The sequence below is a fragment of the Streptomyces sp. NPDC030183 genome (assembly GCF_055573455.1).
Genome location: NZ_JBVIBK010000026.1, coordinates 106,947 through 130,160, shown reverse-complemented (window position 1 = coordinate 130,160; position 23,214 = coordinate 106,947). Strand labels below are relative to the sequence as shown.

At 72.9% G+C, this 23,214-nt stretch carries 17 protein-coding genes; 4 read left to right on the top strand and 13 right to left on the bottom strand.

Annotated features, from left to right (window positions below):
* Nucleotides 1–30 precede the first annotated feature (30 nt).
* The 6 genes from ACZ4Z2_RS28970 to ACZ4Z2_RS28945 all read right to left on the bottom strand — a co-directional run bounded on the left by ACZ4Z2_RS28970 (nucleotide 31) and on the right by ACZ4Z2_RS28945 (nucleotide 7,313).
* The gene (locus tag ACZ4Z2_RS28970; RefSeq protein ID WP_468079924.1) at nucleotides 31–1,044 is read right to left on the bottom strand and encodes a cyclase family protein; all 1,014 of its coding nucleotides are present in this window, start codon (nucleotides 1,042–1,044) and stop codon (nucleotides 31–33) included.
* Between the two features lie 18 nt (nucleotides 1,045–1,062).
* A complete protein-coding gene (locus ACZ4Z2_RS28965; protein WP_468079947.1) occupies nucleotides 1,063–1,437 on the bottom strand; it encodes a phosphatase PAP2 family protein in 375 nt (124 codons plus the stop codon).
* A gap of 5 nt (nucleotides 1,438–1,442) precedes the next feature.
* Nucleotides 1,443–1,646 (bottom strand): hypothetical protein, encoded by a 204-nt coding sequence (locus tag ACZ4Z2_RS28960; RefSeq protein ID WP_468079922.1) that lies wholly within the window; start codon nucleotides 1,644–1,646, stop codon nucleotides 1,443–1,445.
* Between the two features lie 79 nt (nucleotides 1,647–1,725).
* Nucleotides 1,726–2,862: a YihY/virulence factor BrkB family protein gene (locus ACZ4Z2_RS28955; protein ID WP_468079921.1), complete on the bottom strand. Its 1,137-nt coding sequence runs from the start codon at nucleotides 2,860–2,862 to the stop codon at nucleotides 1,726–1,728.
* A 370-nt stretch (nucleotides 2,863–3,232) separates the two neighbouring features.
* A complete protein-coding gene (locus tag ACZ4Z2_RS28950; protein WP_468079919.1) occupies nucleotides 3,233–4,810 on the bottom strand; it encodes an AMP-binding protein in 1,578 nt (525 codons plus the stop codon).
* Between the two features lie 112 nt (nucleotides 4,811–4,922).
* On the bottom strand, nucleotides 4,923–7,313 hold the full coding sequence (locus ACZ4Z2_RS28945) for a SpoIIE family protein phosphatase (RefSeq protein WP_468079917.1): 2,391 nt from the start codon (nucleotides 7,311–7,313) through the stop codon (nucleotides 4,923–4,925).
* Between the two features lie 260 nt (nucleotides 7,314–7,573).
* Between ACZ4Z2_RS28945 and ACZ4Z2_RS28940 the strand changes: the two genes are divergently transcribed.
* Nucleotides 7,574–8,479: a glycoside hydrolase family 16 protein gene (locus tag ACZ4Z2_RS28940; RefSeq protein ID WP_468079915.1), complete on the top strand. Its 906-nt coding sequence runs from the start codon at nucleotides 7,574–7,576 to the stop codon at nucleotides 8,477–8,479.
* A 217-nt stretch (nucleotides 8,480–8,696) separates the two neighbouring features.
* On the opposite strand, the gene ACZ4Z2_RS28935 is transcribed toward ACZ4Z2_RS28940, so the two are convergent.
* A complete protein-coding gene (locus ACZ4Z2_RS28935) occupies nucleotides 8,697–9,179 on the bottom strand; it encodes a MarR family winged helix-turn-helix transcriptional regulator (RefSeq protein ID WP_468079913.1) in 483 nt (160 codons plus the stop codon).
* A 156-nt stretch (nucleotides 9,180–9,335) separates the two neighbouring features.
* Here ACZ4Z2_RS28935 and ACZ4Z2_RS28930 point away from each other — a divergent pair, with 156 nt between their 5' ends.
* The 3 genes from ACZ4Z2_RS28930 (at nucleotide 9,336) to ACZ4Z2_RS28920 (ending at nucleotide 13,761) form a co-directional block, all read left to right on the top strand.
* A complete protein-coding gene (locus ACZ4Z2_RS28930) occupies nucleotides 9,336–10,700 on the top strand; it encodes a pyridoxal phosphate-dependent decarboxylase family protein (RefSeq protein WP_468079911.1) in 1,365 nt (454 codons plus the stop codon).
* A 185-nt stretch (nucleotides 10,701–10,885) separates the two neighbouring features.
* On the top strand, nucleotides 10,886–12,199 hold the full coding sequence (locus ACZ4Z2_RS28925; RefSeq protein WP_468079909.1) for a serine hydrolase domain-containing protein: 1,314 nt from the start codon (nucleotides 10,886–10,888) through the stop codon (nucleotides 12,197–12,199).
* Nucleotides 12,196–13,761, top strand: coding sequence for an alpha/beta hydrolase (locus ACZ4Z2_RS28920; RefSeq protein WP_468079908.1), 1,566 nt, complete (start codon nucleotides 12,196–12,198; stop codon nucleotides 13,759–13,761). Before ACZ4Z2_RS28925 ends, ACZ4Z2_RS28920 begins: the two co-directional genes overlap by 4 nt.
* Nucleotides 13,762–13,820: 59 nt before the next feature.
* On the opposite strand, the gene ACZ4Z2_RS28915 is transcribed toward ACZ4Z2_RS28920, so the two are convergent.
* The 6 genes from ACZ4Z2_RS28915 to ACZ4Z2_RS28890 all read right to left on the bottom strand — a co-directional run bounded on the left by ACZ4Z2_RS28915 (nucleotide 13,821) and on the right by ACZ4Z2_RS28890 (nucleotide 23,214).
* Nucleotides 13,821–15,122 (bottom strand): JmjC domain-containing protein, encoded by a 1,302-nt coding sequence (locus tag ACZ4Z2_RS28915; protein ID WP_468079906.1) that lies wholly within the window; start codon nucleotides 15,120–15,122, stop codon nucleotides 13,821–13,823.
* A complete protein-coding gene (locus ACZ4Z2_RS28910) occupies nucleotides 15,119–16,300 on the bottom strand; it encodes a hypothetical protein (RefSeq protein ID WP_468079945.1) in 1,182 nt (393 codons plus the stop codon). Before ACZ4Z2_RS28910 ends, ACZ4Z2_RS28915 begins: the two co-directional genes overlap by 4 nt.
* Before the next feature lie 2 nt (nucleotides 16,301–16,302).
* Nucleotides 16,303–18,639 carry a DUF4135 domain-containing protein gene (locus ACZ4Z2_RS28905; protein ID WP_468079904.1) on the bottom strand — a complete coding sequence of 779 codons (2,337 nt, stop codon included), beginning with the start codon at nucleotides 18,637–18,639 and terminating at the stop codon, nucleotides 16,303–16,305.
* A gap of 111 nt (nucleotides 18,640–18,750) precedes the next feature.
* Complete coding sequence (locus ACZ4Z2_RS28900; protein ID WP_468079903.1) at nucleotides 18,751–18,906, bottom strand: hypothetical protein; 156 nt, start codon at nucleotides 18,904–18,906, stop codon at nucleotides 18,751–18,753.
* 514 nt (nucleotides 18,907–19,420) lie between these two features.
* Entirely contained in the window at nucleotides 19,421–20,701 is a 1,281-nt protein-coding gene (locus tag ACZ4Z2_RS28895) for a DUF4241 domain-containing protein (RefSeq protein WP_468079901.1), read from the bottom strand.
* A 494-nt stretch (nucleotides 20,702–21,195) separates the two neighbouring features.
* Entirely contained in the window at nucleotides 21,196–23,214 is a 2,019-nt protein-coding gene (locus ACZ4Z2_RS28890) for an esterase/lipase family protein (protein ID WP_468079899.1), read from the bottom strand.

Below are 23,214 nucleotides of genomic sequence, written 5' to 3'. Positions count from 1 at the left end.
GACAACACGAGTCACGGTCGGCGAGGGCGGTCACAGGACCGCGACCGGATTGACCGGTGAGCCGGTCCCGCCGGGGACGTTCAGCGGGGCCACGACGAGCAGGAACGCGTACCGCCCCGTCTCCGCGGTGGCCGCGGAGAGCGCCTCCAGATCGAGGTTGTCCAGCAGGGGCACCCCCATCGCGGTCACGGCGAGGGCGTGGACCGGCGAGTGCACCCCCGGGACGGGCGATGGGCGTACGTCGCTGTCGCCGTCACCGCCGAGCAGGGAGATGCCCCGCTCGGCCAGCAGGGGCAGGGCGTCCACGTGGAACCCGGCGCTCGCGGTGTCGGGGTCCCAGGCGCCGAGTTCGTTACGGCGGCGGACGTGGCCGGAGCGCAGCAGGACGGCGTCGCCCTCGCCGATCGTCACGCCGAGTGCCCGCTCCGCGGCGAGGACGTCCTGCGCGCGCACGGCACGCCCCGGCTCCAGCCAGCGGACGCCGAGGACGGCGGGGAGGTCGAGCAGCACGCCCGTGGTGACGAGGGGGCCGAGCGCGGCGACCGCGCCGAAGCGGGCACCGGTCGCGTCCACGGACTCGCGGGCCGCCCTGCCGTCGTAGAGCCGCCCCCGGTAGGCGATGTGGGACAGCGCGTCCAGATGGGTGACGCCCTTGCCGTGGTAGTCGGCGGCGAGGAAGTCCTTGTGGGTCGTGGGTTCGGGGCTCTCCACGTCGCCGAGGTCGGTCATGTGGTGCAGGGCGGGCTTGCGGTTGTCCGGGCCCGGCCGGGTGTTCCAGGGCAGGGCCATCGGGACGACCCGCCCCGACCGCACACGGGCGGCGGCCCGCCGCACATGCTCCTCGGTCACCCGGTTCCACGCACCGCGGTCGGCGGGATCCCAGCGGCCCCACGTGCGGACGGCCTCGAAGAGCCGGTCGAACTCCCGCCAGGGGACGAGGGGGCCGTCAGGGGCGGCGCCGGGGTGGTGGTCGGCGGCCTGCTCGAGGTCGGCCGCCGGCTCGGGGGGCGGGGTCTCGGCGGGCGGCACCGGAGGGGGATCCACGGCTCCACCGTGCACCGGTCAGCGGACTTGGCGCCACAGCAGCCGGGGCAGCCGGGGCGCCCTGCGGACGAGGACCGCCGAGGCCAGGCCGATCGCGGCGCCGGCGGCCACGTCGGAGGGATAGTGCGCGCCACTGTGCACGCGTTCGACGGCCACCGGCACCGCCAGCGCCCCGCAGGTCGTGCCGGCGGGCGGCCACACGGCACCGACGGAGTCCGCGAAGGCGACCGCCGCGGCCGTGTGCCCGGAGGGGAAGGAGGAACTCTCGGGACGGTCCTCCAGTTCGTCCGGCGGGACCCACTCAGCGGGCGGGCGCCGGCGCCGGTACAGCTGCTTGGTGACGAGGTACAGCTGCTTGGTGACGAGGTTGGACAGCAGCGGCGCCGTCGTCATGCCCGTCACGCCGTCGTCATGCCCGTCACGCCGGCGGCCGCGGCGACCCGGCCGCGCCATCCCGTGGCGGCCGGCGGCACCGCGACGGCCCACAGCTTCGTGTGTTCGGCCGTCTCCTCCACAGCGGGCAGCACATGCATCGCCCACGCGGGCCCGCGGCCGATCGCCCGGCGGGACAGCCGCCGGTCCGCCGCGCGCAGCTCCCCCACCCCCTTCCGGGGCGGCTTCCTCCGTCCGCGCCGCCCGGGGCGGCGACCCCGTCTTCACGAGCTGTCCCCTCACCGGCGGTCAGGTGCCGAGCCGTCGTCGGTCCTCCTCGGTCCACTTCCGTGTGTCGCGAGGCTGGACGTACGGCTCCTCCTCGACCGGATGGCCCCCCGCGACGGCCCGCTGCCGGGCCAGCTCGGCGTCGAACTCCAGGCCCAGCAGAATCGCCAGGTTCGTGATCCAGAGCCACACCAGGAAGACGATGACACCGGCGAGGGTGCCGTACGTCTTGTTGTACGAGCCGAAGTTCGCCACGTACAGCGCGAACCCGGCCGAGGCGACCATCCAGATCAGCAGCGCCAGGAAACTGCCGGGGGTCACCCAACGGAAACCGCGCACCTTGGCGTTGGGAGTGGCCCAGTACAGCAGCGCGATCATGACGGTGACCAGCGCCACCAGCACCGGCCACTTGGCGATCGACCACACGGTCAGGGCCGTGTCGCCCATCCCCAGCGCGGAGCCCGCCTCGCGGGCCAGGGCCCCGGTGAACACGACGATCAGGGCACTGATCACGGCGAGGACCAGCAGGACGACCGTCACGGCGACCCGGATGGGCAGGACCTTCCAGACGGGCCGGCCCTCGGGGATGTCGTAGACGGCGTTGGCCGTGCGGATGAACGCGGCGACGTAGCCGGAGGTCGACCACACCGCCAGCAACAGGCCGACGATCGCCATGACCGAGCCGATACCGGCGTTGCCCTGGAGTTGCCGCACGGCGTCCTGGAGGATGTCCCGCGCGGAACCCGGGGCCAGGCTCTGGATGTTGTCCAGCACCTGCTGGGTCGCCGACCGGCCGGTGATCCCCAGGAGGGAGACGAGCACCAGCAGTGCGGGGAAGAGCGAGAGGATCCCGTAGTACGTCAGGGCCGCGGCCCGGTCGGTGAGTTCGTCGTCCTTGAACTCCTTCAGCGTCCCCTTCAGCACCGCCGACCAGGAGCGCTTGAGGACCTGCGTGGGCTGGTCCGGGGCCCGCCGCTCCACCTGCTCGTCCGGTCCGACGGACCGCTCGCCGGGCGCCCGCTCCTCCCGGTCCTCGGGCTCGGAGCGCGGCTGTTCCTCCGGCGGCCGCCGGTCCATCCGTTCCTCCACGGCATCGGCCTCGCGGTCGTGCGCGTGGTGTTCGCCATGCCATCTGAGCCGTTTCAGTGTCCGCACCATGCGCCACGCGTATCCGCGCGTCGAGGAGCTATGCGCCGTTTGGGCAGAAATGTCGACATCTCAGCCCCGGGGAGGCGCCCGCGATGGCCAGCGCGAAGTCGTCGGCGGTCAGTCCGGCCGGACGGCGCCCGCCCCGTGATGGACCTTGAGCAGCGGTTCGATCGCGGAGCGCAGGGACGCGGGGCCCGGCTGGCCGCGGCTGGCCGGGGCGCCCCGGCGCGCAGGCGGCCTGCCGCAGCGCCTCGGCCGGCCCCGCCTCGGCGACGGGGTACCGGGCGACGTGGTCCGTCCAGTCCCGCAGGGGCCTGGTCGGTCCCGCGGGTCTCCAGACAATGGTCCGGTTATTCGTCACCCTCCCCCCGGGTCCTGGTCAGAGGGTCTCCGTGGCGGGCTGGGACTCCGCCAGGCTGCGCAGTTCGGCCTTGGCGAGCTTGCCGCTGGCGTTGCGCGGCAGTCGGTCGAGGAGCAGCAGCCGGGTGGGGAGCTTGTAGCCGGCGAGATGCCGACCGGCGAACGCCCGGATGTCCTCCAGGGAGAGTTCCGCTCCGGGCGCGCAGGTGAGGACGGCGAGGACGGTCTCGCCCCACTCGGGGTCGGGGACGCCGAGGGCGGCCGCCTCCAGGACACCGGGGCAGGCGGCGAGGACGCGTTCGACCTCGGCCGGGTAGATGTTCTCGCCCCCGCTGATGATCATGTCCTTGAGACGGTCGACGATGTAGTAGAAGCCGTCCTCGTCCCGGTGGGCGATGTCGCCGGAGTGGAACCAGCCGGCGTCGTCGAAGGCGGCGGCGGTCGCCTCGGGGTTGTTCCAGTAGCCGGGCGTGACGTTGGGGCCGCGCACGCAGATCTCGCCGCGGACGTCGGCCTCGTCGACCCTGGCCCCGGTGGCGGGGTCCACGACACAGATCTCGGTGTACGGCATGGGGGCGCCGGCGGAGCCGGTCTTCTCCCGGGTCAGCGCGGCGGGCAGATACGTGGCGAAGGGGGCCGTCTCGGTGAGCCCCCACGCCTGCTGGAGCAGGACACCGCGGTCGGCCCAGTCGTGGATGAGCCGCGGCGGCACGGGGGCGCCCGCGACGATCGGCGACCGCAGCGCGCTCAGATCGGCCTCGGCGAAGCCCGGCACCCGGGAGAGGGCGGCGTACATGGGCGGCACCGCGAAGAGGCCCGTGACCCGGTGGCGTACGAGGTCGTCCAGGCACTGGGCGGGGTCGAAGCCCCGGCGCAGGACGACCGTGCCGCCGCGCAGCAGGGTCCGCAGGGTGAGGGCGTTGAGGCCGCCGATGTGGAAGAGCGGGGCGACGGCCAGGTTCACGTCGTCGGAGCGGGTGTCGACCATGCCGTCGACGTTCACCGCGTTCCACCACAGGTTGCCGTGTGTGAGCATGACGCCCTTGGGGCGGCCGGTGGTGCCCGAGGTGTACATCAGCACACCGAGGTCGTCCTCGTACAGGGGCACCGGCGGCCGTTCGGCGCGGCCGGGCCCGAGCAGCCGCGACAGCGGCGTCCATCCGGCCGGGGGCGTCCCGGCGGCGGGGCAGGCGGGGTCGTTGTCGACGAGGACGTGACGGCGGGCCGGGACGTCGTCGCGCACCGACTCGACCAGTACGCGGTGCCCCTCCTCGACGACCAGGGTGCGGGCCCCGCTGTCGGCGAGGACGTCGCGGACCTCCTCGGCGACGAGACGGAAGTTGACGGGGACGAAGACGGCCCCGAGGTGGGCGGCGGCGAACAGGGTGTGGAAGAAGGCGGCGCTGTTGAGGCCGAGGTAGGCGATCCGGTCGCCGCGGCGCAGCCCCTGTTCGGCCAGTCCGGCGGCCAGTTCCACGGCGGTACGGCTGAGCCGGGCGGCGGAGAACTCCTGGCCCTCGTAGTGGAGGGCGGCGGGGGTGGGGTACTTCGCTCTGCGGTGCAGAGCCGCTGCGGGGCTGATGTCGACGGCGGCCATGGCGGCGGCTCCTTCGCTGGCTGTCGTACCGGCTTCGCCGAACGCTCCGGAGAACTCCTTGTCGTCCCACCGTCCCACCGGGTGGCCACCGGTCAAACCGGACGGTGCGGTCCTACGGGCCCGTCGTCTCGTCCGGCAGTGCCTGTTCCGCCCAGATGGTCTTGCCCGTGCGGGTGTGGCGGCTGCCCCACCGGCGGCTGAGCTGGGCGACGAGGAGGAGGCCGCGGCCGCCCTCGTCGAAGGCGCGCGCCCGGCGCATGTGCGGGGCGGCGCTGCTGGCGTCGGACACCTCGCAGATGAGGGTGGCGTCGCGGATCAGCCGCAGCTGCACGGGGGCGTCGCCGTAGCGGATGGCGTTGGTGACCAGTTCGCTGACGATCAGCTCGGTGACGAAGGAGAGGTCGTCCAGCTGCCAGGCGGCGAGCTGGTCGCAGACCAGCTTGCGGGCCTGCGCGACGAAGGTGGGGTCGGCGGGGACGTCCCAGGTGGCGACCTGGTCGGCGGCGAGGCCGTGGGTGCGGGCCAGGAGCAGGGCGACGTCGTCGGCGGGGCGGTCCGTCAGCAGGCCGCGCAGGACCCCGTCGCAGGTCTCCTCCAGGGGCCGGTTCTTGCCGGCGAGCGCCTCGCGCAGCAGGGTGAGCCCGTCGTCCACGTCGTGGCCGGCGGTGTGGACGAGGCCGTCCGTGTACAGGGCGAGCACACTGCCCTCGTCGAGGTCGAACTCCGCCGTCTCGAACGGCAGCCCTCCCACGCCCAGGGGCGGCCCGGTCGGCAGGTCGAGGAAGTCCGCCTCGCCGTCCGGGGCGACCAGGGCGGGCGGCGGGTGGCCCGCCCTGGCCATGGAGCAGCGGCGCGAGACGGGGTCGTAGACGGCGTACAGGCAGGTCGCGCCGATCTCGCCGGGGCTGATGGCGTCGTCGTCACCGTCCGCCGCCGTCTCGGTGTCCAGGCGCAGGACGATGTCGTCGAGCTGGGTGAGCAGCTCGTCCGGGGCGAGGTCGACGTCGGCCAGCGTGCGCACGGCGGTCCGCAGCCGGCCCATGGTCGCCGAGGCCTGCACACCGTGGCCCACGACGTCGCCGACGACGAGCGCCACCCTCGCCCCGGACAGCGGGATGACGTCGAACCAGTCGCCGCCGATCCCGGCGCGGGAGCTGGCCGGCTGGTACCGGGAGGCGATCTCGACGGCGGCCTGCCGGGGCGCGTGGTGGCGCAGCAGGCTGCGCTGGAGTCCGAGCGCGATGGCGTGCTCACGGGTGTAGCGGCGGGCGTTGTCGACGCACACGGCGGCGCGGGCGGCCAGCTCCTCGGCGAGCATCAGGTCGTCGTCGGTGAAGGGCTCCGGGGTGCGGTGGCGGGCGAGGAGCGACAGACCGAGCGTGACGCCGCGGGCCCGCAGGGGTACCGCCATCAGGGAGTGGATGCCGTGGGCGTCGATGCTGCGGTCCCGCGCGGCCGTGCCCGCGGCCCACCGCTGCCGGACGGTGTCGTCGACGTCGTACAGCAGGGCGCGACCGCTGGTCAGGGCGCGGCCCGGCGGTGAGTTCTCGTCGTAGGTGTGGCGGCTGCCGACGGGGATGACGGCCTCGGGGCAGCCCTCCAGCACGGACCGCTGGGCGGTGCGGCGGAAGAGCAGGGGGCCCGCGCCCGGCAGGAGGGGCGCCTCCTCACCGGCCAGCACCGAGTCGAGCAGGTCCACCATGACGAAGTCGGCGAAGTAGTCGGTGCACACCTCCGCGAGCTCCTCCGCGGTGCGCGCCACGTCCAGGGTGGAGCCGATGCGGCCGCCGGACTCGTTCACCATGGTCAGCCGGCGGCGGGCGAGGAACTGCTCGGTGCTGTCCAGCGCCACCAGGCACATGCCGCGCACCGCGCCGAGGTCGTCCTTCAGCGGGCTCAGCGACACCAGCCAGGCGTGTTCGCGGGCCTCGCCGGGCGCGTGCAGCCATGCCTCGTACGGCACCGGCTCGCCCGTGCGCAGGACGCGGCGCACGGCGGCGTCGAGCCCTTCGAAGCCGGGGAGTCTGCGCGTGCCGTCGACGGACTCCCCCACCCGGCGGCCGAGGAGGTCCTTCTCCGGCCTGCCCATCACGCCCTCCATGGCGGAGTTCGTGGCCACGGCGAGCCCGTCCTGGTCGAACAGCGCGATCGGTACGGGCAACTGGTCCAGGGCCCAGCCCCGCAGCCGGGCCACGGGTTCGGGAACGGTGGCCGTCACGAACCACTGGTCCTCGCCCGCCGCGTCCGTGAGGGGGTGGACCACCAGTTCCAGCTCGACGCGGTGGCCGTCGCGGTGCCGGGCGTCGAGGGGGCCGCGCCATTCGGCCCGCTGGGTGAGACGGTGCCGGGCCGGGGTGGGAAAGGGGCCGGTCAGCAGTTCGGCGGCGGGCCGGCCGAGCACCTCCTCGGGCCCGTAGCCGAGCAGATCACGGGCGCCGGTGCTCCACGCGACGATCACCCCCCGGGCGTCCACCGCGGCCGAGGCGACACCGTGCTCGCCCATCGTTCCTTCTCTCCACGACCTCTCGACGACCGGAGCCGCCGTGGGCGGCTCCGTGAGATCGACTGCTCGCACTGCTTCCCGGGTTCATTGTGCGCCGGGCACTCCCCGCGGCGCGCGACCGCGGAGCACGACGGTCCGGAAGGCGTCCGGTCCTCGGGGTGGCGTCCCACCGGTCGTAGGGCGAGGATGCCCCCTCGCGCGACACATCCTGCCGTGCGGTCCGGCGGTGGACACCCGCCCGGAGGGGAGAGGGGCTCACGATGGGGGCACACGCGGCACCGGGCCGCCGTGGACGCGCGCTGTGGGCGCCGACGGTTCTCATGCTCCTGGCCGTCCTCCTCGGCGTCCCCCGCGCCGAGGGGGCGCCCGTGTCGGCGGACGCCTGCCGCACCACGGGCACGGCGTTGCCGCGCGGCGACTGCGGGCCGTTCTGGCAGGTCGTCGCGGAGGACTTCAACGGTGACCGGGTGCCGTCGGGCTCGTTCTCCGACTGCGCGCACGAGGTCGACACGTCCGCCGCGTACTGCGGTGGCCTGAGCGGCGCGTACCGCGACAACTGGTGGGCCTATCCGACCGGCTGGCCCGACACCGCCCACGAGCGCGGCCGGGAAGTCGTCGGCGTCCACCACCCGGAGGACACCGTGAGCGTGGGCCCTGCGGAGAACGGCGACGGACGGATGTACATCCGGATGTGGCGGCCCGCCGACGGGGGTCCCGTGCACGCCGCCGCGGTGGTACCGCGTGCCGTCATGCAGATGAGGTACGGCAAGTACAGCGCCCGTATCAAGGTCACCGCGCTCGCTCCGGGCTACAAGTCCGCCTGGCTCCACTACGGCGGGGGCTGCGAGATGGACCATCCCGAGGGTGAGTGGACGGGCGGTCTCACCGCCTTCCACCATCCGTGCGGCGGCGGGGAGCAGGGCTACTTCCCGGGGGCGGACGACTGGACGGAGTGGCACACCGTGTCCACGGAGTGGACGCCCGGTCAGGTGCGGTTCTTCGTCGACGGCAGGCTCGTCGGGCACGACACCCGGGAGGTGCCGGACCGGCCGCTGTCGTGGGTGCTCCAGAACGAGAGCGCCCTGGAGGGACCGGGCGCCGCCCCCGGCAGCAGCGCCCAGCTCGACATCACGTGGGTCGCGGCCTACGCGTACGACTGGGAGTGACGGGCCCGGCGGACGTCGGGTGGTGCGCACCGGGAGGAGGACGCAGGTCTCCCGGCCGCGGTCGACGCCTGGTCCCGCGTGCGGTTCGCCGCCCGGCGCGGTCACCCGTTTCCCCCAGGCCGGCCAGGCGGCGTACGGCCGAACGTCGGTCAGGGCCTCCCGCACCACCCGGAAGGCGGCCGCCCGCAGTGGGCGGGGCCCTCGCGCCGTGCCGGCATCAGTCCTCGCGCAGTGCCGTGTGGATCTCGCTCAGGGAGGTGGTCAGCCGCCGGTAGTCGGCGGGGGGCAGCGGCGCCACGAGGTACCGCTCGACGACCTGCCCGTGCGCCTCGGCGGCCCGGAGGAAGACCGTGCGGCCGTGCGCGGTCGCCTCGACCAGAACGCTCCGGCGGTCCTCGGGCGACGGCACCCGGCGGACCAGATCCGCCGCCTCCATGCGGTCGACGAGCCGGGTGATGCCGCTGCTGGTCAGGGTGAGGTCGTCGGCGAGCGCCCGCTGCGAGACCTCCTCGCCCGGCTGCCGGCAGAGCCTGATGAGGACCTCGAACATGGTGTGGCTGATCCCGCACTCCTGCCGCAGCACCCCGTCGATCCGCTGCTCCATACGGGTCGCGGCCTTGATCAGCAGCCCGAAGTCCTGGACCAGCCGGCTGTTGGCCGCACGGGCCGTCTCGTCCGCCCGCCGCGTCTCGGCATCCATCTGTGCGCGTCCTCTCCTGGCCTCGTCTCCCCGCCTACTTTACTGCCCAGTCATCTACCGACGTCTCAATTACTGAGCAATCAATTGCTGAGTAGTCAACGAAATCGTATCGTGGGCGCACCGCACCGCCGGGAAAGTCCGAGAAAGGGGACGTCCGTGGACCTGAAGCACTGGCTGGGCAGAGCCGACGACGCGATCCAGAAGTGGGCCGACACCTTCGGCCCCTACGAGCCCCACCCGTCCCTGCACGTGGACGACGACACCTTCGGCGCCGTCTTCGACGAGTTCACCGCGCGGCTGAGGGACAACTATCCGTTCTTCCACCCGAGTTACGCGGGGCAGATGCTCAAGCCTCCGCACCCGGCCGCGGTGGTCGGGCAGCTCACCGCCATGCTGATCAACCCGAACAACCACGCCCTGGACGGCGGGCCCGCCACCGCCGCGATGGAACGGGAGGCCGTCGCCCGGCTCGCCGCGATGTTCGGCTACGACACCCACCTCGGCCATCTCACCACCAGCGGCACCATCGCCAACCTGGAGGCCCTGTTCGTCGCCCGGGAGCTCCACCCCGGCCGGGGCGTGGCCTACAGCGCAGAGGCCCACTACACGCACGGCCGCATGTGCCACGTGCTCGGCATGAAGGGCTACCCGGTTCCCGCCGACGAGCGGGGCCGGATCGATCTCGACGCCCTGGAGGACGTGCTGCGCACGGGGGACGTGGGCACGGTCGTGCTCACCGCCGGCACCACCGGCCTCGGCGCCGTCGATCCGATCCACTCCGCGCTCGCCCTGAGGGAGCGCTACGGCGTGCGCCTTCATGTCGACGCCGCGTACGGCGGCTTCTTCACCCTGCTCGCCGGCGCCGACGGCCCCGAGGGGCTCCCGGCCGAGCCCTGGCGGGCGATCGCCCACTGCGACTCGGTCGTCGTCGACCCGCACAAGCACGGGCTCCAGCCCTACGGGTGCGGTGCCGTCGTCTTCCGCGACCCCGAGGTGGGGCGGTTCTATCTGCACGACTCGCCCTACACCTACTTCACCTCCGCCGAGCTGCATCTCGGCGAGATCAGTCTGGAGTGCTCACGCGCGGGTGCCTCCGCCGCCGCCCTGTGGCTCACCTTCCAGCTCCTGCCGCCCACGCCGTCCGGTCTGGGCCGGGTCCTCGCGGCCGGCCGCCGCGCCGCGCTCCGCTGGGCCGACCTGATCGACGCGTCCGACGTCCTGGAGCTGTACCAGCGGCCCGAGCTGGACATCGTCGGCTACTTCCCCGCCGTGGAACCGGCGACGCTGACCGCCGTCGACGCCGCGTCCGCGCGCGTCCTGACGGACGGCATGGCCCATCCCGACCCGGTGTTCCTGAGCACCCTCAAGGCCGGTCGCGATGCCTTCGCCGCCCGTCACCCCCGTATCGGAGGGGACGCCGACGGGGCGCGCATCCTCCGCAGCGTCCTGATGAAACCGGAGTCCGAGCAGCATGTGGAGCGGCTCCACGACCGGGTCGAACAGCTCACCCGGTCACGCTGAGCCCCAGTCGCGCGAGGCGGCCGCCCCGCCGGGAGGCCCGTCGCCGAACACGCCTGCCCGTAGCAGCAGTCGGGCCGCCCCGTCCAGGGGGGTCGCTCCCGGCTCGCTGCTCGGGCTGGCGTCAGCCGGAAAGCACATGCCTGCCGGAGTGATCACGGCAGCGCAGCTGCCTACCGTGCTGTGGCATGCCAACCTTCTTACCCGCCACGAAGACCAGCACGAAAACCGGCACGAGAACCGGCACGGGAACCGCTACGAGAACCGCCTCGGGGACCGCCTCGGGGACCGCCACGAAGAGCGGTCGGCGCGCCGGCCTGGCCGCGCTGCTGACGGCCGTCGTGCTGGCCACCGGCCAGACGCTCGCCACCGGCCACCCGGCGACCGCGCAGGCACCGGACCCTCGCGCCGCCGTGGACTGCGGCACGCACGACCGGACCCGCCAGGCCCTCCGCGTGCTCACCGACCACGACGGCATCACCGGTGCCGCGGTCCTGGTGAACGACCCCGCGGCCGACGGGCCCTGCGCGCGGTGGACGGAGGCCGCCGGAACGGCGGACCTGCGCACCGGACGCCCGATGAACGCCACCGACCGGCTGCGCGCCGGCAGCGTGACGAAGACGTTCACCGCGGCGGTCGTCCTGCAACTCGTCGCCGAACGCCGCCTCGCGCTGGACGCCCCCGTCGACCGCTATCTGCCCGGTCTGATCCCGGGCGGCGGCCCCGACGACCGGCCGGTCACCGTGCGGCAACTCCTGCGGCACACCAGCGGGTTGCCCGACTACCTGGACGCCCCCGAGTGGGAGCGTCTCGAACAGTGGCGGTACCGCCACTTCGAGCCGCGCGACCTCGTCGCCCGCGCTCTCGAACTGCCCCGCACCAGGCAGGGCACCTGGCACTACGCCACCACCAACTACCTCGTCCTCGGCATGATCGTCCGCGAGGTCACCGGACGTCCCGCCGAGGCGGAGATCACTCGCCGCGTCATCGAGCCGCTCGGGCTGCGCGACACCCACTGGCCGGGGGACGACGTCCGCCTTCGAGGACCGCACTCCCGCAGCTACTTCACCGACGGCGACGGCCGGCGCGTCGACGGCACGGCATGGAACATGACCTTCGGCGGAGTCGGGGGCGCCCTCGTCTCGTCACCGGGCGACCTGACCCGGTTCGCCGGCGCCCTGTTCGACGGCCGTCTGCTGCCGCCGGCCCAACTCGCCGAGATGCGACGGACGGTGCAGGTCGACACCGACCGGCTCTGGCCTGGCGCCCGCTACGGGCTGGGCCTGATCTCGACCCCGCTGTCCTGCGGCGGCACGTGGTGGGGGCACGCGGGCACGGTGCCCGGCGGTCACCGGGCGCTGGTCGCCGTCGGTCCCGGCGGCCGTAGCGTCGCCGTCGCCCTCAACGAGGTGCCCGCCTCGCTCCGGGCCGAGTCCGACTTCCTGGACCTCGTCGACCAGTCCCTCTGCGAGGGCAGCCCTTCCGAAAGGACCTCCGTATGACCCCCTCCCCCCGCCCCACCGGCGGTCAGCGCCGGTTCGTCTCGCGCGTCGCGGCCGGGGCCGCCCTCCTCCTGGCCGGGGCCCTCACGGCCGTCACGTCACCCGCCGCCGCGTCGCCCGCCGCGGCTGCGGCCACCGACCCCCTCGCCCGGTACCAACGCCAGCACCTGGACTGGAAGAGCTGCCTGCTCGGACCGGACGACGAGACCGGCAAGGAACTGGAGAAGGCCGGCGCCCGGTGCGCCGACGTCACGGTCCCGTTGAACTACGACGAGCCGGACGGCCGTACGATCACCGTCGCGATCTCACGGATCCGGGCCACCGCCCCGGACCGTCGTGTGGGCGCGCTGCTGCTCAACGGCGGCGGCCCGGGCGGGCAGACGATCGGCGACCCGCCGTGGGTGCGCACGTCGATGAAACAGGTCGGCGAGCGCTACGACGTGGTGGGCGTCGACCCCCGCTTCGTCGGCCGCAGCACGCCGCTCGACTGCCGCTGGCCCACCGGCTCCTTCATACGCGGCGCGGGGAAGGACCGGGCGGGGTTCGACCGCATGGTGGCGCTGGCCCGGGACCTCGCCGATCGCTGCCGGGCGTCCCAGGGCGACGTCCTGCCGTACGCCACCACCAGGAACACCGCCCGCGACATGGACATCGTCCGCGCCGCGCTCGGGGAGCGCAGGATCTCGTACCTCGGCTACTCGTACGGCACCTACCTCGGTCAGGTGTACGCCACGATGTTCCCCGGCCGCACCGACCGTGTCGTCCTGGACGGTCTCGTCGATCCCCGCCGCTACAACCCGCGGCTGCTGCGCGGCACCGAGCGGGCCAACTGGCGTGCCCTGGAGGGCTGGGCCGACTGGGCGGCCGCCCGCGACGCGGCCTACGGTCTGGGTCGTACCCGGGGCGAGGTACTGGCGGTCCTGGACGGCCTGCAGGCGGCGGCCGGACGCACCCCGCTGGTGATCGGCGAGCACCGGGTGGACGAACACGTGCTGCCCGTCGTCGTCTTCAGCGGTCTCTCCCAGGACAACGACGCCGCCTACGCGGATCTCGCCCAGGCCGTACGGGACATGCGACGCGCCGCCGACGGCCACCCGGTCACCCCCTCACCGGGGTTCGCCGCCACGCTCGGCTTCCTGCTGGACGGATCGGCCTCCGCGTACGGCAGTGTCCAGACGGCGATCCTGTGCGGGGACGTGGCCGCGCCGCGTTCCCCCGAGGTGTACTGGCGTGACATCGAACGCGCCCGCGCGCAGGACCCGTTGTTCGGTCCCGTCACCCGGAACATCGGGCCGTGCGCGTTCTGGGACGCGCCGCGCGAGCGCCCGACGAAGATCCGCGGCGACCTGCCGGCCCTGCTCGTCAACGCGACCGGTGACCCGCGCACCGTTCACGCGAACGCGCTGACGGTGCGCCGCATGTGGCCCTCCTCCCGTCTGGTCACCCTCCGCGACGCGGACCAGCACGCCGTCTACGGCGTCTTCGGCAGCGCATGCGTCGACACGACGGTCAACAGGTACCTGGCCACCGGCCGCCTGCCCGCCACCGACGTCACCTGCTGAGACGGTCACGCGGAGCTCTTGCGCCGGGTCACAGGGTCGGGGTCGTCCGACGCCTGGCCTCACCCCGGTTGCAAGGGTTCGCGGCCGACCGCCCGGAAGCTCTCCAGGTGCTCCAGCACGGCGCGGGCCTCGTCGCGACGTGTGCCCGGCGCGACAGTGGCCAGGAGATCACCGACGGGCAACGGGCCGGGTCCGGACAACGCGCGGGTCAGCCCGAGCAGTTCGTGGTGGCCGAGCGGTGTGCGGGTCTCGTGGCCGTTCGCCGCGTAGAGGGTGCCGGTGCCGCGGTCCGGGGCCCAGAGGACGCGCGCGTGCCGGTCGCGGAACAGCCGGTCCGCGTCGGTGAGGGTGCGACGTTCGGCGGCGGGAGGAACGGGTTCGAAGCCGCCGGCGGTCCAGCGGCGCAGGGAGAGCACGCTGACGCGGCGGCCCATCCGGGCGGGGTCGGCGTAGTCGCGCAGGGCGTGCACGGCCGTGGTGAGCGCCTCGGGCAGGGCGGGGGAAAGGAAGCCGCCGGTGCCGGGGCCGGGGGCGGTCAGGGCGACGTCCGGAGTGGGCATCAGGGTGTCCACGCCGCCGCGGCCGGCGAGCCGGGCCGGGTCGAGGTCCGTGAGCAGGTCTTCCAGTTCGTAGCCGGTGTGGTGCTCGTCGCGGGGGACGCCCACGTTCACGCTGGTCGCGGGGGCGGCGGTGGCGCTCTCACCGACGTGGTAGTAGTCGGCCGGCCAGTACAGCAGCTCGCCTGGGCCGACCTCGGCGCTGAACGACGCGGCGGTGTGGCGGGCGTAGTCGGTCTTGGTGGACACGGGTTCGTCCCACGGCCGACGCGGCCAGAACCGCATCCGCTTGCGGCCGCGCAGGCCGAACATGAAGGTGGCGAAGCGGTCCTTGTGGACGCCGACGGGACTGTGCTCGTAGGTGCCGTGGAACAACGTGGTGATGGCACCGGTCAGCGGCAAACCCACGGCCTGCCAGAGGTCGGCGAAGAAGGCGCGCTCGCGGGACCAGAGGTCGGGATCGAAGGCGTGGAAGCCGTTGACGACCAGGGCGTGCCGACGGCCGTTCAGGCGGGCGGCGAGCCGTGTGTCGTAGGCGTGGAAGGAGCCGTCCTCGCCGGAGGGAAGCATCCCGTCGGGGGCGTTGCGCTGGACGCGCTCGACGGTGAACTGCACGTTGGGCGGCATACGGCCGTCGTCGTGCGCCGGAAGGCTGCCGGACACGGCGGCGCGGAACACCTCCGCCGCCTCGAACGGCGCCGGTGTCACGGACCGGAACAGCACCGGGCGCCGGTCCCAGTACCGCTCGACCAGGGTGCCCCAGGAGAACTCCGCCTCGACCGCCAGGACCGGTTCCTCGCTCATGCCGTGTCCGTCCTCCCGACCACGTCCACGCCCCGCAGGGTGTGCAGTTTCTCCAGCAGGGCGACGACCTGTGCGTCGCGGCCGGGCCCCGCCGCGGCGCACAGGTCCGCGACGGTGCTCGTGCCGCGCTCCCGCAGCAGGTCCAGGACGCGTTCGCCGAGCGCGCCGCGCAGGGAGAAGGCGTGGCCGTCGACGGCCCACACGGACGCCTGGTCGGCGCCGAGCGGCATGCGCAGGACGGGCGAGGCCGGCCGCAGCCGGTCCGCCGGTGCGAGGTGGACGGGGGACCGCGGGGCGGGCACGGGTTCCAGGGCGGCGGCGCTGACCCGGCGCGCCCACAGGATGCGCAGGACACGGCCGAGCCGGTCCTCCTCGGTGATGTCGCGCAAGCCTGTCCCTGTCTCGGCGAGTTCGGGTACCTCGGGCACCTGCGCCTCGCCGTCGGCGGGCGGGTACGGCAGGTAGGGCACGCGGTCGTGGCCGCGCCGCTCGTGCAGCATCCCGGCGACCACGTCCTTGAGCGCCTCGGTCAGCAGGCGGGCGTCGCCGGGCACGAGCAGCCGCAGCGCCAGGGTCCGCGGGCCGTAGCGCAGGACGTGCGGCCGTCCGGCCGGCCAGTGCAGCAGGTCTCCGGCACGGGCGGTCAGGGCCGGCCCGTCCTGCGCGCGCTCCGGGGCGGCGGTGACGGTGCCGTGCAGCACCCGGACGAGGCTGGAGTGCACGGGTTCGCGCCGCAGTCCGTCGCCGTCCGTGATCCGCTCCCCGAGGACGAGTTCGGCGACGACCGGCAGCACGGGGTGCCCGATCCGGTCCCACAGCGGTGCGACGAGATCGCGTACCTGGGCCCACAGGGCGTGGTCGAGCAGGAGCGGCTGTTCCACGGCGAGCAGCCGGCCCTTCCCGCCCGTCCGGGCGTCGACGCGCTCGGCGTACCGCTCGGCCGTGCTGTCCTCGGGGCCGGGCAGCAGATCGCCCGGGGCCCGGATGTGTCCGTCCTCGACGAGGAAGCGCACGTCGGGCAGGGCCCGGAACCGGGTGCCGGCCCGGAAGGGGCGCGCCGCCTCGACGATGACCGTGTACGCGCGGTGGGCGTCGATGTCGGCCGGCCCGCACGGCGCGGGCAGTACGGCGGGCTGCCGCCCCCAGTGGTGGGCGGCGAAGTCGTCCCAGGCGGACACGGTCAACAGGTCCGGATCGGATACCGGCGGCGCAGGCGGGCGGCGTAGCGGGCGAGCGGTTCCATTCCCAGGCTGCGTCGCAGTTCGTCCACCCGGTCGGGCTGTTCGATGGGACACGGCTCCAATTCCCCCTGGTTCATGCGGAACTTGGTCCCGTACACCTGCGGTCGGCCTTCTCCGACACGCAGCGCGTCGGTGACGTACGCCACCTGACGCCACGGCAGGTCCCCGTCGCGGGCGGCCTGTTCGATCAGTTGCAGGCACTCGTGCCGGAAGGCGAGCGGACCCTCGGCGTGCTGGACGAGACGGCAGGCGGCGGCCGCCGCGGTCGGCCCGACGAGGGCGCGCCCCGGCCAGCCGTGCCGTGCCACGACGTCGGCCAGCCAGCGCAGACCGGCGGTGGTCAGGGCACGAAGCCGCTTCTCGGCCTCCTCGTCGTCGAAGCCGGAGGCCACCCAGCGCTCGCGCAGGGCTGCGTCGACCCGGTCGGTGCGCAGCAGGCGCCGCCGCACGTCCGGTGCGGGGGCGGGACGGGTGAAGGGCTCCGTGCGGATCCGGACCGTGTCCCGGTCCCAGGTGTAGACGAGGCGCCGTCCCGCCTCGGCCCAGGTGAAGTCGGCCTCGCCGGTGTGCCGGTCGGTGACCTGGACGCGGACGCCGTCCCCGTGCAGCGTGCCGGGTCCCACGGTGTCGTACGCGTACGCGACGGCGTCGCGCAGCGCCACGCCCAGTCCCGCCAGGTCGCGGCCCCGGTCGTTCGCGACCGCGGCGGAGGGTGGCCACTCGGGGTGCGGCTCGGCGGAAACGGGGAGGTGCGCGGGGCCTGCGGCGCACAGCAGCGGGCCGCCGCGCGTGGAGCGGAAGAAGTAGGGGACGTCCCCGGCGTCGAGCTGGGCGGTCTCGGCCGGGCCGAAGTCGGCCCGGGCGGTGGCCCCGGAGGTGGTTCCGGTGAGGCGGTCGGCGAGGACCTCGGTGTAGGCCGCCGTCGGCTTGAGCAGCACGCGCACGTAGGCGTCCCGCGCGGCCCGGTCGAGGACGGCGCGGAGCCGGTCGTGGTGGCGGGACATCAGCGTCCAGGCGTCGAACATGCCGCGCAGGAAGGAGGGCAGGTAGGGGCCGTACCCACTGCGGCCCTGGGTGTCGGCGACGACCGTGCGGGTGGTGGTGCGGGTGCAGGGCCGGCGTCGCCCCACCAGTCGCAGGCCGCCGTCGGCGGTCTCGGTGAAGCAGGCGACGGGTCCGTCGACCGTGCACCAGCGGGGCCGGTCCTCCAAGCCCGGGTGGTGATGGTCCCCGGCGGCGGCGTCGGCGACGAGGCCGGTGTCGTACAGACGCCGCAGCGGCGTGAGGAAGATCTCCAGGTCGACGGGGTGGAGCAGGGGCTCCTCGTCCTCCGGTCGCGTCCCGGCCAGGAGGTTGCCCTCGCCGAGGTCGGCGATGCCGAAGCGGAACGCGGCGGCGGCGAGTGAGCCCGCCCGGTGCCAGAACCGTTCCGCCTGGCGGCGGCCGAGGCGGGTGCCGTGCAACCGCCGTCCCGGCGTCGAGCGGATCACGCCCCACTGCGCGGGCGGCTCGATCCACTCCTGCCAGGTGTACTCCCTCCCGTCAGGGCCGGAGCCCGGCGTGCAGCGCAGCACGGGCAGGCGTACCGGACCGGAGGCCGGCGGCAGGGCGTTCAGGAAGGAGAACACGGAGTCGTCCGGGGCGAGGAAGAGGACTTCGCCGCCCACCGGGCGTGGCTTGTAGGCGATGCTGCCGCCGCCGCTGAGGCGCACGCGCAGCACCCTGCGGCGGCCGTTGTGGGTCTCCCCGCCCTGAGCCTCGATACCGGTCACCGGCAGCCGCAGGCCGGGGTGGCCGAACCAGGACGTGCCGATGTCCCGGCCGAGGCGTTCCAGGAACCGGTCGAGAAAGCCCGTCCACCGGGCGCACTCCTCTTCGGCGGCATGAGCGACGCCCGCCGCGCAGGCGGTGAATGCCTCGCTCACCAGCGGCCCGAACAGAGCGCCGTCGGTGACGTCGGGGAGGCCCGGAGCGAGCAGCGTGGGGTAGCGGGTGGCGGTGCGGCGGCACCAGGCGTCGAGGGAGTCGAGCAGCGTGCGGAGCGGAGCGAAGCGGGGGGCGGTGAGTGCGGACGTCAAGAGCGCGGCGTCCGTCTCTCCCGACAGGTAGCGCTCGTGGGCGAGCAGGCCGTCGTCGAGGGACCGCAGCACCGGCGGGAACAACGGGCCGGCGCTCCCCGTCCGCACGGCCTCGATCACCCTGCGCACGGCGGGACTGTCCACCGGCGTGCTCTCCCCACCGGTCGGTGTGACGGCCTCCCACAGCACCTGGGTCATGGCGTCCTCAGCACCTGGGTCATGGCGTCCTTCCTGCGCGGTGCCGCCCCGCACTCGGCGGGACGGCACCTGGCTACCGTGCCCGTGGCCCGTTCTCGGCCGCGGCTGGTGTCAGAGGCAGTAGACGCGGATACAGGTTCCGGCCGCCGCCCCGGAGCGGGCCGGGATCTCCTGCTCGAGCTCGCCGATGACGAGGTCGAGCTCCTCCTCGGTGGTGGACACCGCTTCGGTGCGGGACTGGCCTTCGTGGGTGATGGCCTGGTTCATGGTGGTGGTCCTCCTGGGTCGTCAAGGGACACGCGTGCTGCCGCGGCAACTTGGCTGAGCTTAGGCAGCCGGGGACCGAGCGAAACAGGGGTGGAGTCGATGACTTCTGGCCAATTACTGACCGATTTGTTCCTCTGTCGTGGTGAACAGCCACGCGGTCGGCGTCACCACCTGGATGAACCGGCCCGAATCGCACAGTTCGGACTCGTCGACGCGACGTGCGGTTCGAACGCGTCGACGGCGAAGGGGTGATGTCGTCTCAGCCCAGGAAGCTGAGACGGACCTGCCGGTCGGGGTTGTCCTTGTTGGTGTCCGCCAAACTCCGTTAGGACAACCTCGATCGTAGCCATTCGGGCCGACCTGCTGACGAGGCGTTCGGCCACCACAACGGCGCTGCTCACCGTTCCATTGGGGGCGAAATCCTCGATAGAAGTGGCGAACCGGGCGAGATCCGCGTCGGCTTCCTCCGCACGACCGCAGCGCGTCAGGACGTCGGCACGCGCAAGCGTATCGATCAGGCCGGCCGCAGATCCGCCAGCCATGATGTGATCACCGCGACGGCGACCAGTTCGCCGGAATCGGAGCGGCCCAGCCAGACCGGGTGGATTCCGTCCCCGCCGGTGTGGAAGGACACCAGGTCGCCGCCCGATTCCTCGTCGGCTGTGTGTATGCAGCCGTCCGCGATGTTCTCGGCCGCGCTTCTGTCCCTGTCCATCAGGAAGCGACGGTACTTCGCGGACAGCGTCGCCCAGCCGGAAGCGTCCGCGAAGCTGCCGGCCGCGCCGTCGGTGCCGAAGCCGTAGGCGTGGCCGTCCAGGAGCAACCGGGGATCTTCGCCTGCGCTGAGGCCCATCTCCCAGGTCACCGGCGGTTCGTCGCCGATCAGCAGCCGTACGGCGGGCTGCTCCGTGACCGGGAACCGTTCGCCGTGGTAGTCGCCCTCACCAACGAGTATGGCGGCCTGCACGGGATACTCACCGGGCGGGACGCGCTCGATCAGTTCCCTGGGGCTGTGCTGTTCCATGGCGTCTGCGACGACCAGTCGGCCGCTGGGGATGCGGAGAGTGGCGATGTGCTGGATCTCAGCGACTGTCATCTCGCCCCAGGACTCCGAGATGAAGCAGGTGCCCGACCGGAAGACTTCGTTCAGAGCCAGCCCTGGCTTCCCCGGGCGGGGAGGCCGCCACGGGGATTCACGCTTCCCCACTTCCCCGTCGGCATTCCCGGTGGCTGCCGGGGATGGTAGGACGGCGGCGTCCAGGACTCTGGGCCGTTCCCGCCCGGCCGACCCGCAAAGGTTCGGGCTCCCGGCCGCATGCACGCCAAACCCCGACCGCGGGTACCACCGCTGCGGCTCCGGCTCGTCGGCGAGCGTGTGGAACGATCCGCCACCCTCACCGCACTCCTCGAGCACCTTCCTTCCCCTCTCACCGGGAAGGAGGTGCACGGTGAGACGCCACGCGTCGCGCGCGCGGTCGGACTGGTCAGTGGAGGAGTACCTCCGTTCCAGGTACTGCCTTGCGAACAGGCGGTCCGGTTCGAGCAGCCTCAGGTCCACCTCGTGGGTCCGGCGGCCCAGCTCGTCGTAGGCCCATATCCCGACGTAGTGGTCGCGCCAGGACACGAGGTGCACCTCCAGCGGCGCCGGGCGCCCCGGCACACGACGGACCACCACATACGGTTCCCCGCTCCTGTCCCGCGCCTCCGCCTCATCGGATGACAGCGGCCCGAACTCGCAACGGGCGTCGGCATCCCAGCCCTCCGCGTACGAGACCTCCACCACGGCCATACCCATCCGCGCCTCCCGCCCCGGCCCAGCCCCGGAGAGGCCGAACGATGTGCTTCCCTGATCAGCTAGGAGCACCGTAACGGCCACCTCCGACAAGATCGGCCGGGACCTCATCCGCGCGGAAGCCGAGAGCCTGCTGCGGATGGAAGGCAGGTATGCGCCCGAACTCACCGAGGCGGATTGGACTCCGCTGTCTGCGTGCGGCGGGCTGCCAGCGCACACAGGCCGGGGTGAGGCTGTGCCCGACCACGGGCTCGTCCTCGGCGAGGACACCACCCCCAGCGCCTACCCGCCGCTGGGTCCCGGCCCTGCCCCGTCATGCTGAGGGGCGGCAGCCGGATTCTTCCGGCTGCCGCCCCTCACTGGCCTGGTGACTCGGAGCCCCACGACGGAGTTACCGGCCTTCGGAGACAGCGGTTTCGCTTTTCGGGCGGGTGGCCTGTGGAGAGCCGGAGGCGATGAGGGCGGAGCCCGTGGCCGGGACCTTCTGCCGGCGTGGATCAGGTCACGTTGAACGAGGAAACCTGCCAGCGCTGAAATCCGGTCTTCGCCATGCCGAGCACGACGTACTCGCCGCCCTCGGCGGAGGTGGGCAGCAGACAGTAGCGTTCGGCGTCCACGATCTCCGGTACTCCAGTGCCGCCAAACCCTCCGGCGTTCGGCGGGAAGTCGCTGTTCGGGCCGTAACACGTCGGTTCGGCAGCGAGCGCATGAGGGTAGAAGCGGAACCGCTCGGCAGAGTTTGCGCCGACGCCGGGAGCGGCCATCGCGGACGCGGCCGAGGTGTCGTTCCTGCGCAAAGCGCTGAGGAAGCGGCCCACCGTGGCGCGCTCGGTGGTGACGCTGATACCGGAGGCGGCAACGGCGTTGCCGTCCCAGCGGAGCGTTGCGGTGTAGTCGAGGGTTGCGCTCGCCGCCGGGTCACCGTCCTGCTGGGTTGACCACTGAGTGACGACACCGCCGTCGGTGTACCGCAGGCGATGCACGTGCGCGTTCTGACCGGGGTCGTGTCCGGGCAGGTTGATGGTGCTCAGGCTTACGGACCCGAGCAGCGTGGGGCCGCGCTCGTAGAAGGCGATGATCTCCGGCCAGGACACGCCTCCCGCGTTGCAGTAGAGAGTCGCGGCGGCGTCGCTGGCACCATCCCTGTTCAGATCCCCGAACGCCAGCAGGTCAGACCGAGGCCGATCGGTCTCCACCCAGCTGAGCCCCATCACCCCATGTGTTTCGGGGATGCCGGGCAGTTTGCCGTCGACGAGTTTCCCTGCCCGGTGGCCACACGCCGCCGGAACAGGGGCGGACAGCAGACTCTTAGCTGTCACCGGCTGGCGGGACTCGATGTCGTCCGACACCGCCCCCAGCGCCTCGTTGGTGAGTTCGATGCTCCGCATGAGGTCGGGGTGGAAGCACGGACCCGACATTGCCTTCAACGGCACATCGGCGACATCGGCCTTGCTCGCCAGCCCGAACGTGAGCGCCAGCGAATCCATCGCCCCGCGGACCGCGTTGAGCTGATACGAACAGGAGACCGGCCTGGTCGAGTCAGCGCCCTGGAACGCGGAGGCGGTCGTGACGATCAGATCCCCAGTGTCCACGGACTTCGTGCTCCACGGCAACGCGAACCAACCCATGTCGGGGACCTGGAAACGAGTCTGCCCGCCCACCGCATTCACGTTGATCGACTTCGGCCATGGCTTCAGCGCCCGCAGCTCTGCGGAACCGGCGCGCAGTGCCCGGCCGGCCTTCGACTCGAACGCGCTGACCGGTGCGGGGAGCCGATCGCACAGTGTCCCCGTCACGATGTCGCCGCTTGTGAGCTGGCCGCAGGCGGCGAGAATCGTCCGTACGACGGCCAGCAGTTCGCTCGTCGCCGCACCGGCGTCCAGGCCGGCCTCAGTGAGCAGTGCAGCAACCGATCCGGTCTGCGGGGTCCCGAAGGTCACGACGGTGCTGATCTCGGCCGCCCGGTCGGAGCCGGACACACCGGGGTGGGTCGCCGCGTACCGCGCGATGAGGCCGCCCATCGAATGTCCAACGACGATTACTTTCTGGCCGCTGGCCTGGTAGAGGCAGTCGATGACTTTGCCCAGAGCGGGCCCCAGGTGGGCGTCGTCGACCCAACGTGCCGAGTAAGCGTGGTAGTCGAAGGTGAAGACCGCCGCGCCGGGTAGCGACTGGAACTGTCCGATCAGTGATCGGGTGGTGGTCACCTTGCCCAGTCGGTTGGCCGTGAGGTCGATGCGGTGCGAGAACGCGCCCAGACCCGCGTCGTCGTGTGTGCTGCTGCCGGTCCAGCCGTGCACCATGACGATCGGCGTGTAGGTGCCCCGCGTGTCGGGGGAATACGCGACCGGGGCCCCGTCGGGGGTCTTGTCCCTGGGCATGGCCGGCGCGAGCTGGACAGTGTCTTTGTCCAGCCCGAGCTTCGCCGACCCGCACCGCTCGCCCCACTCTGCGGGAGGATTCCGGATGGGTGCGGCAGAGGCTGCTGCCGTTACGCCGAGTTGACTTCCGGCCAT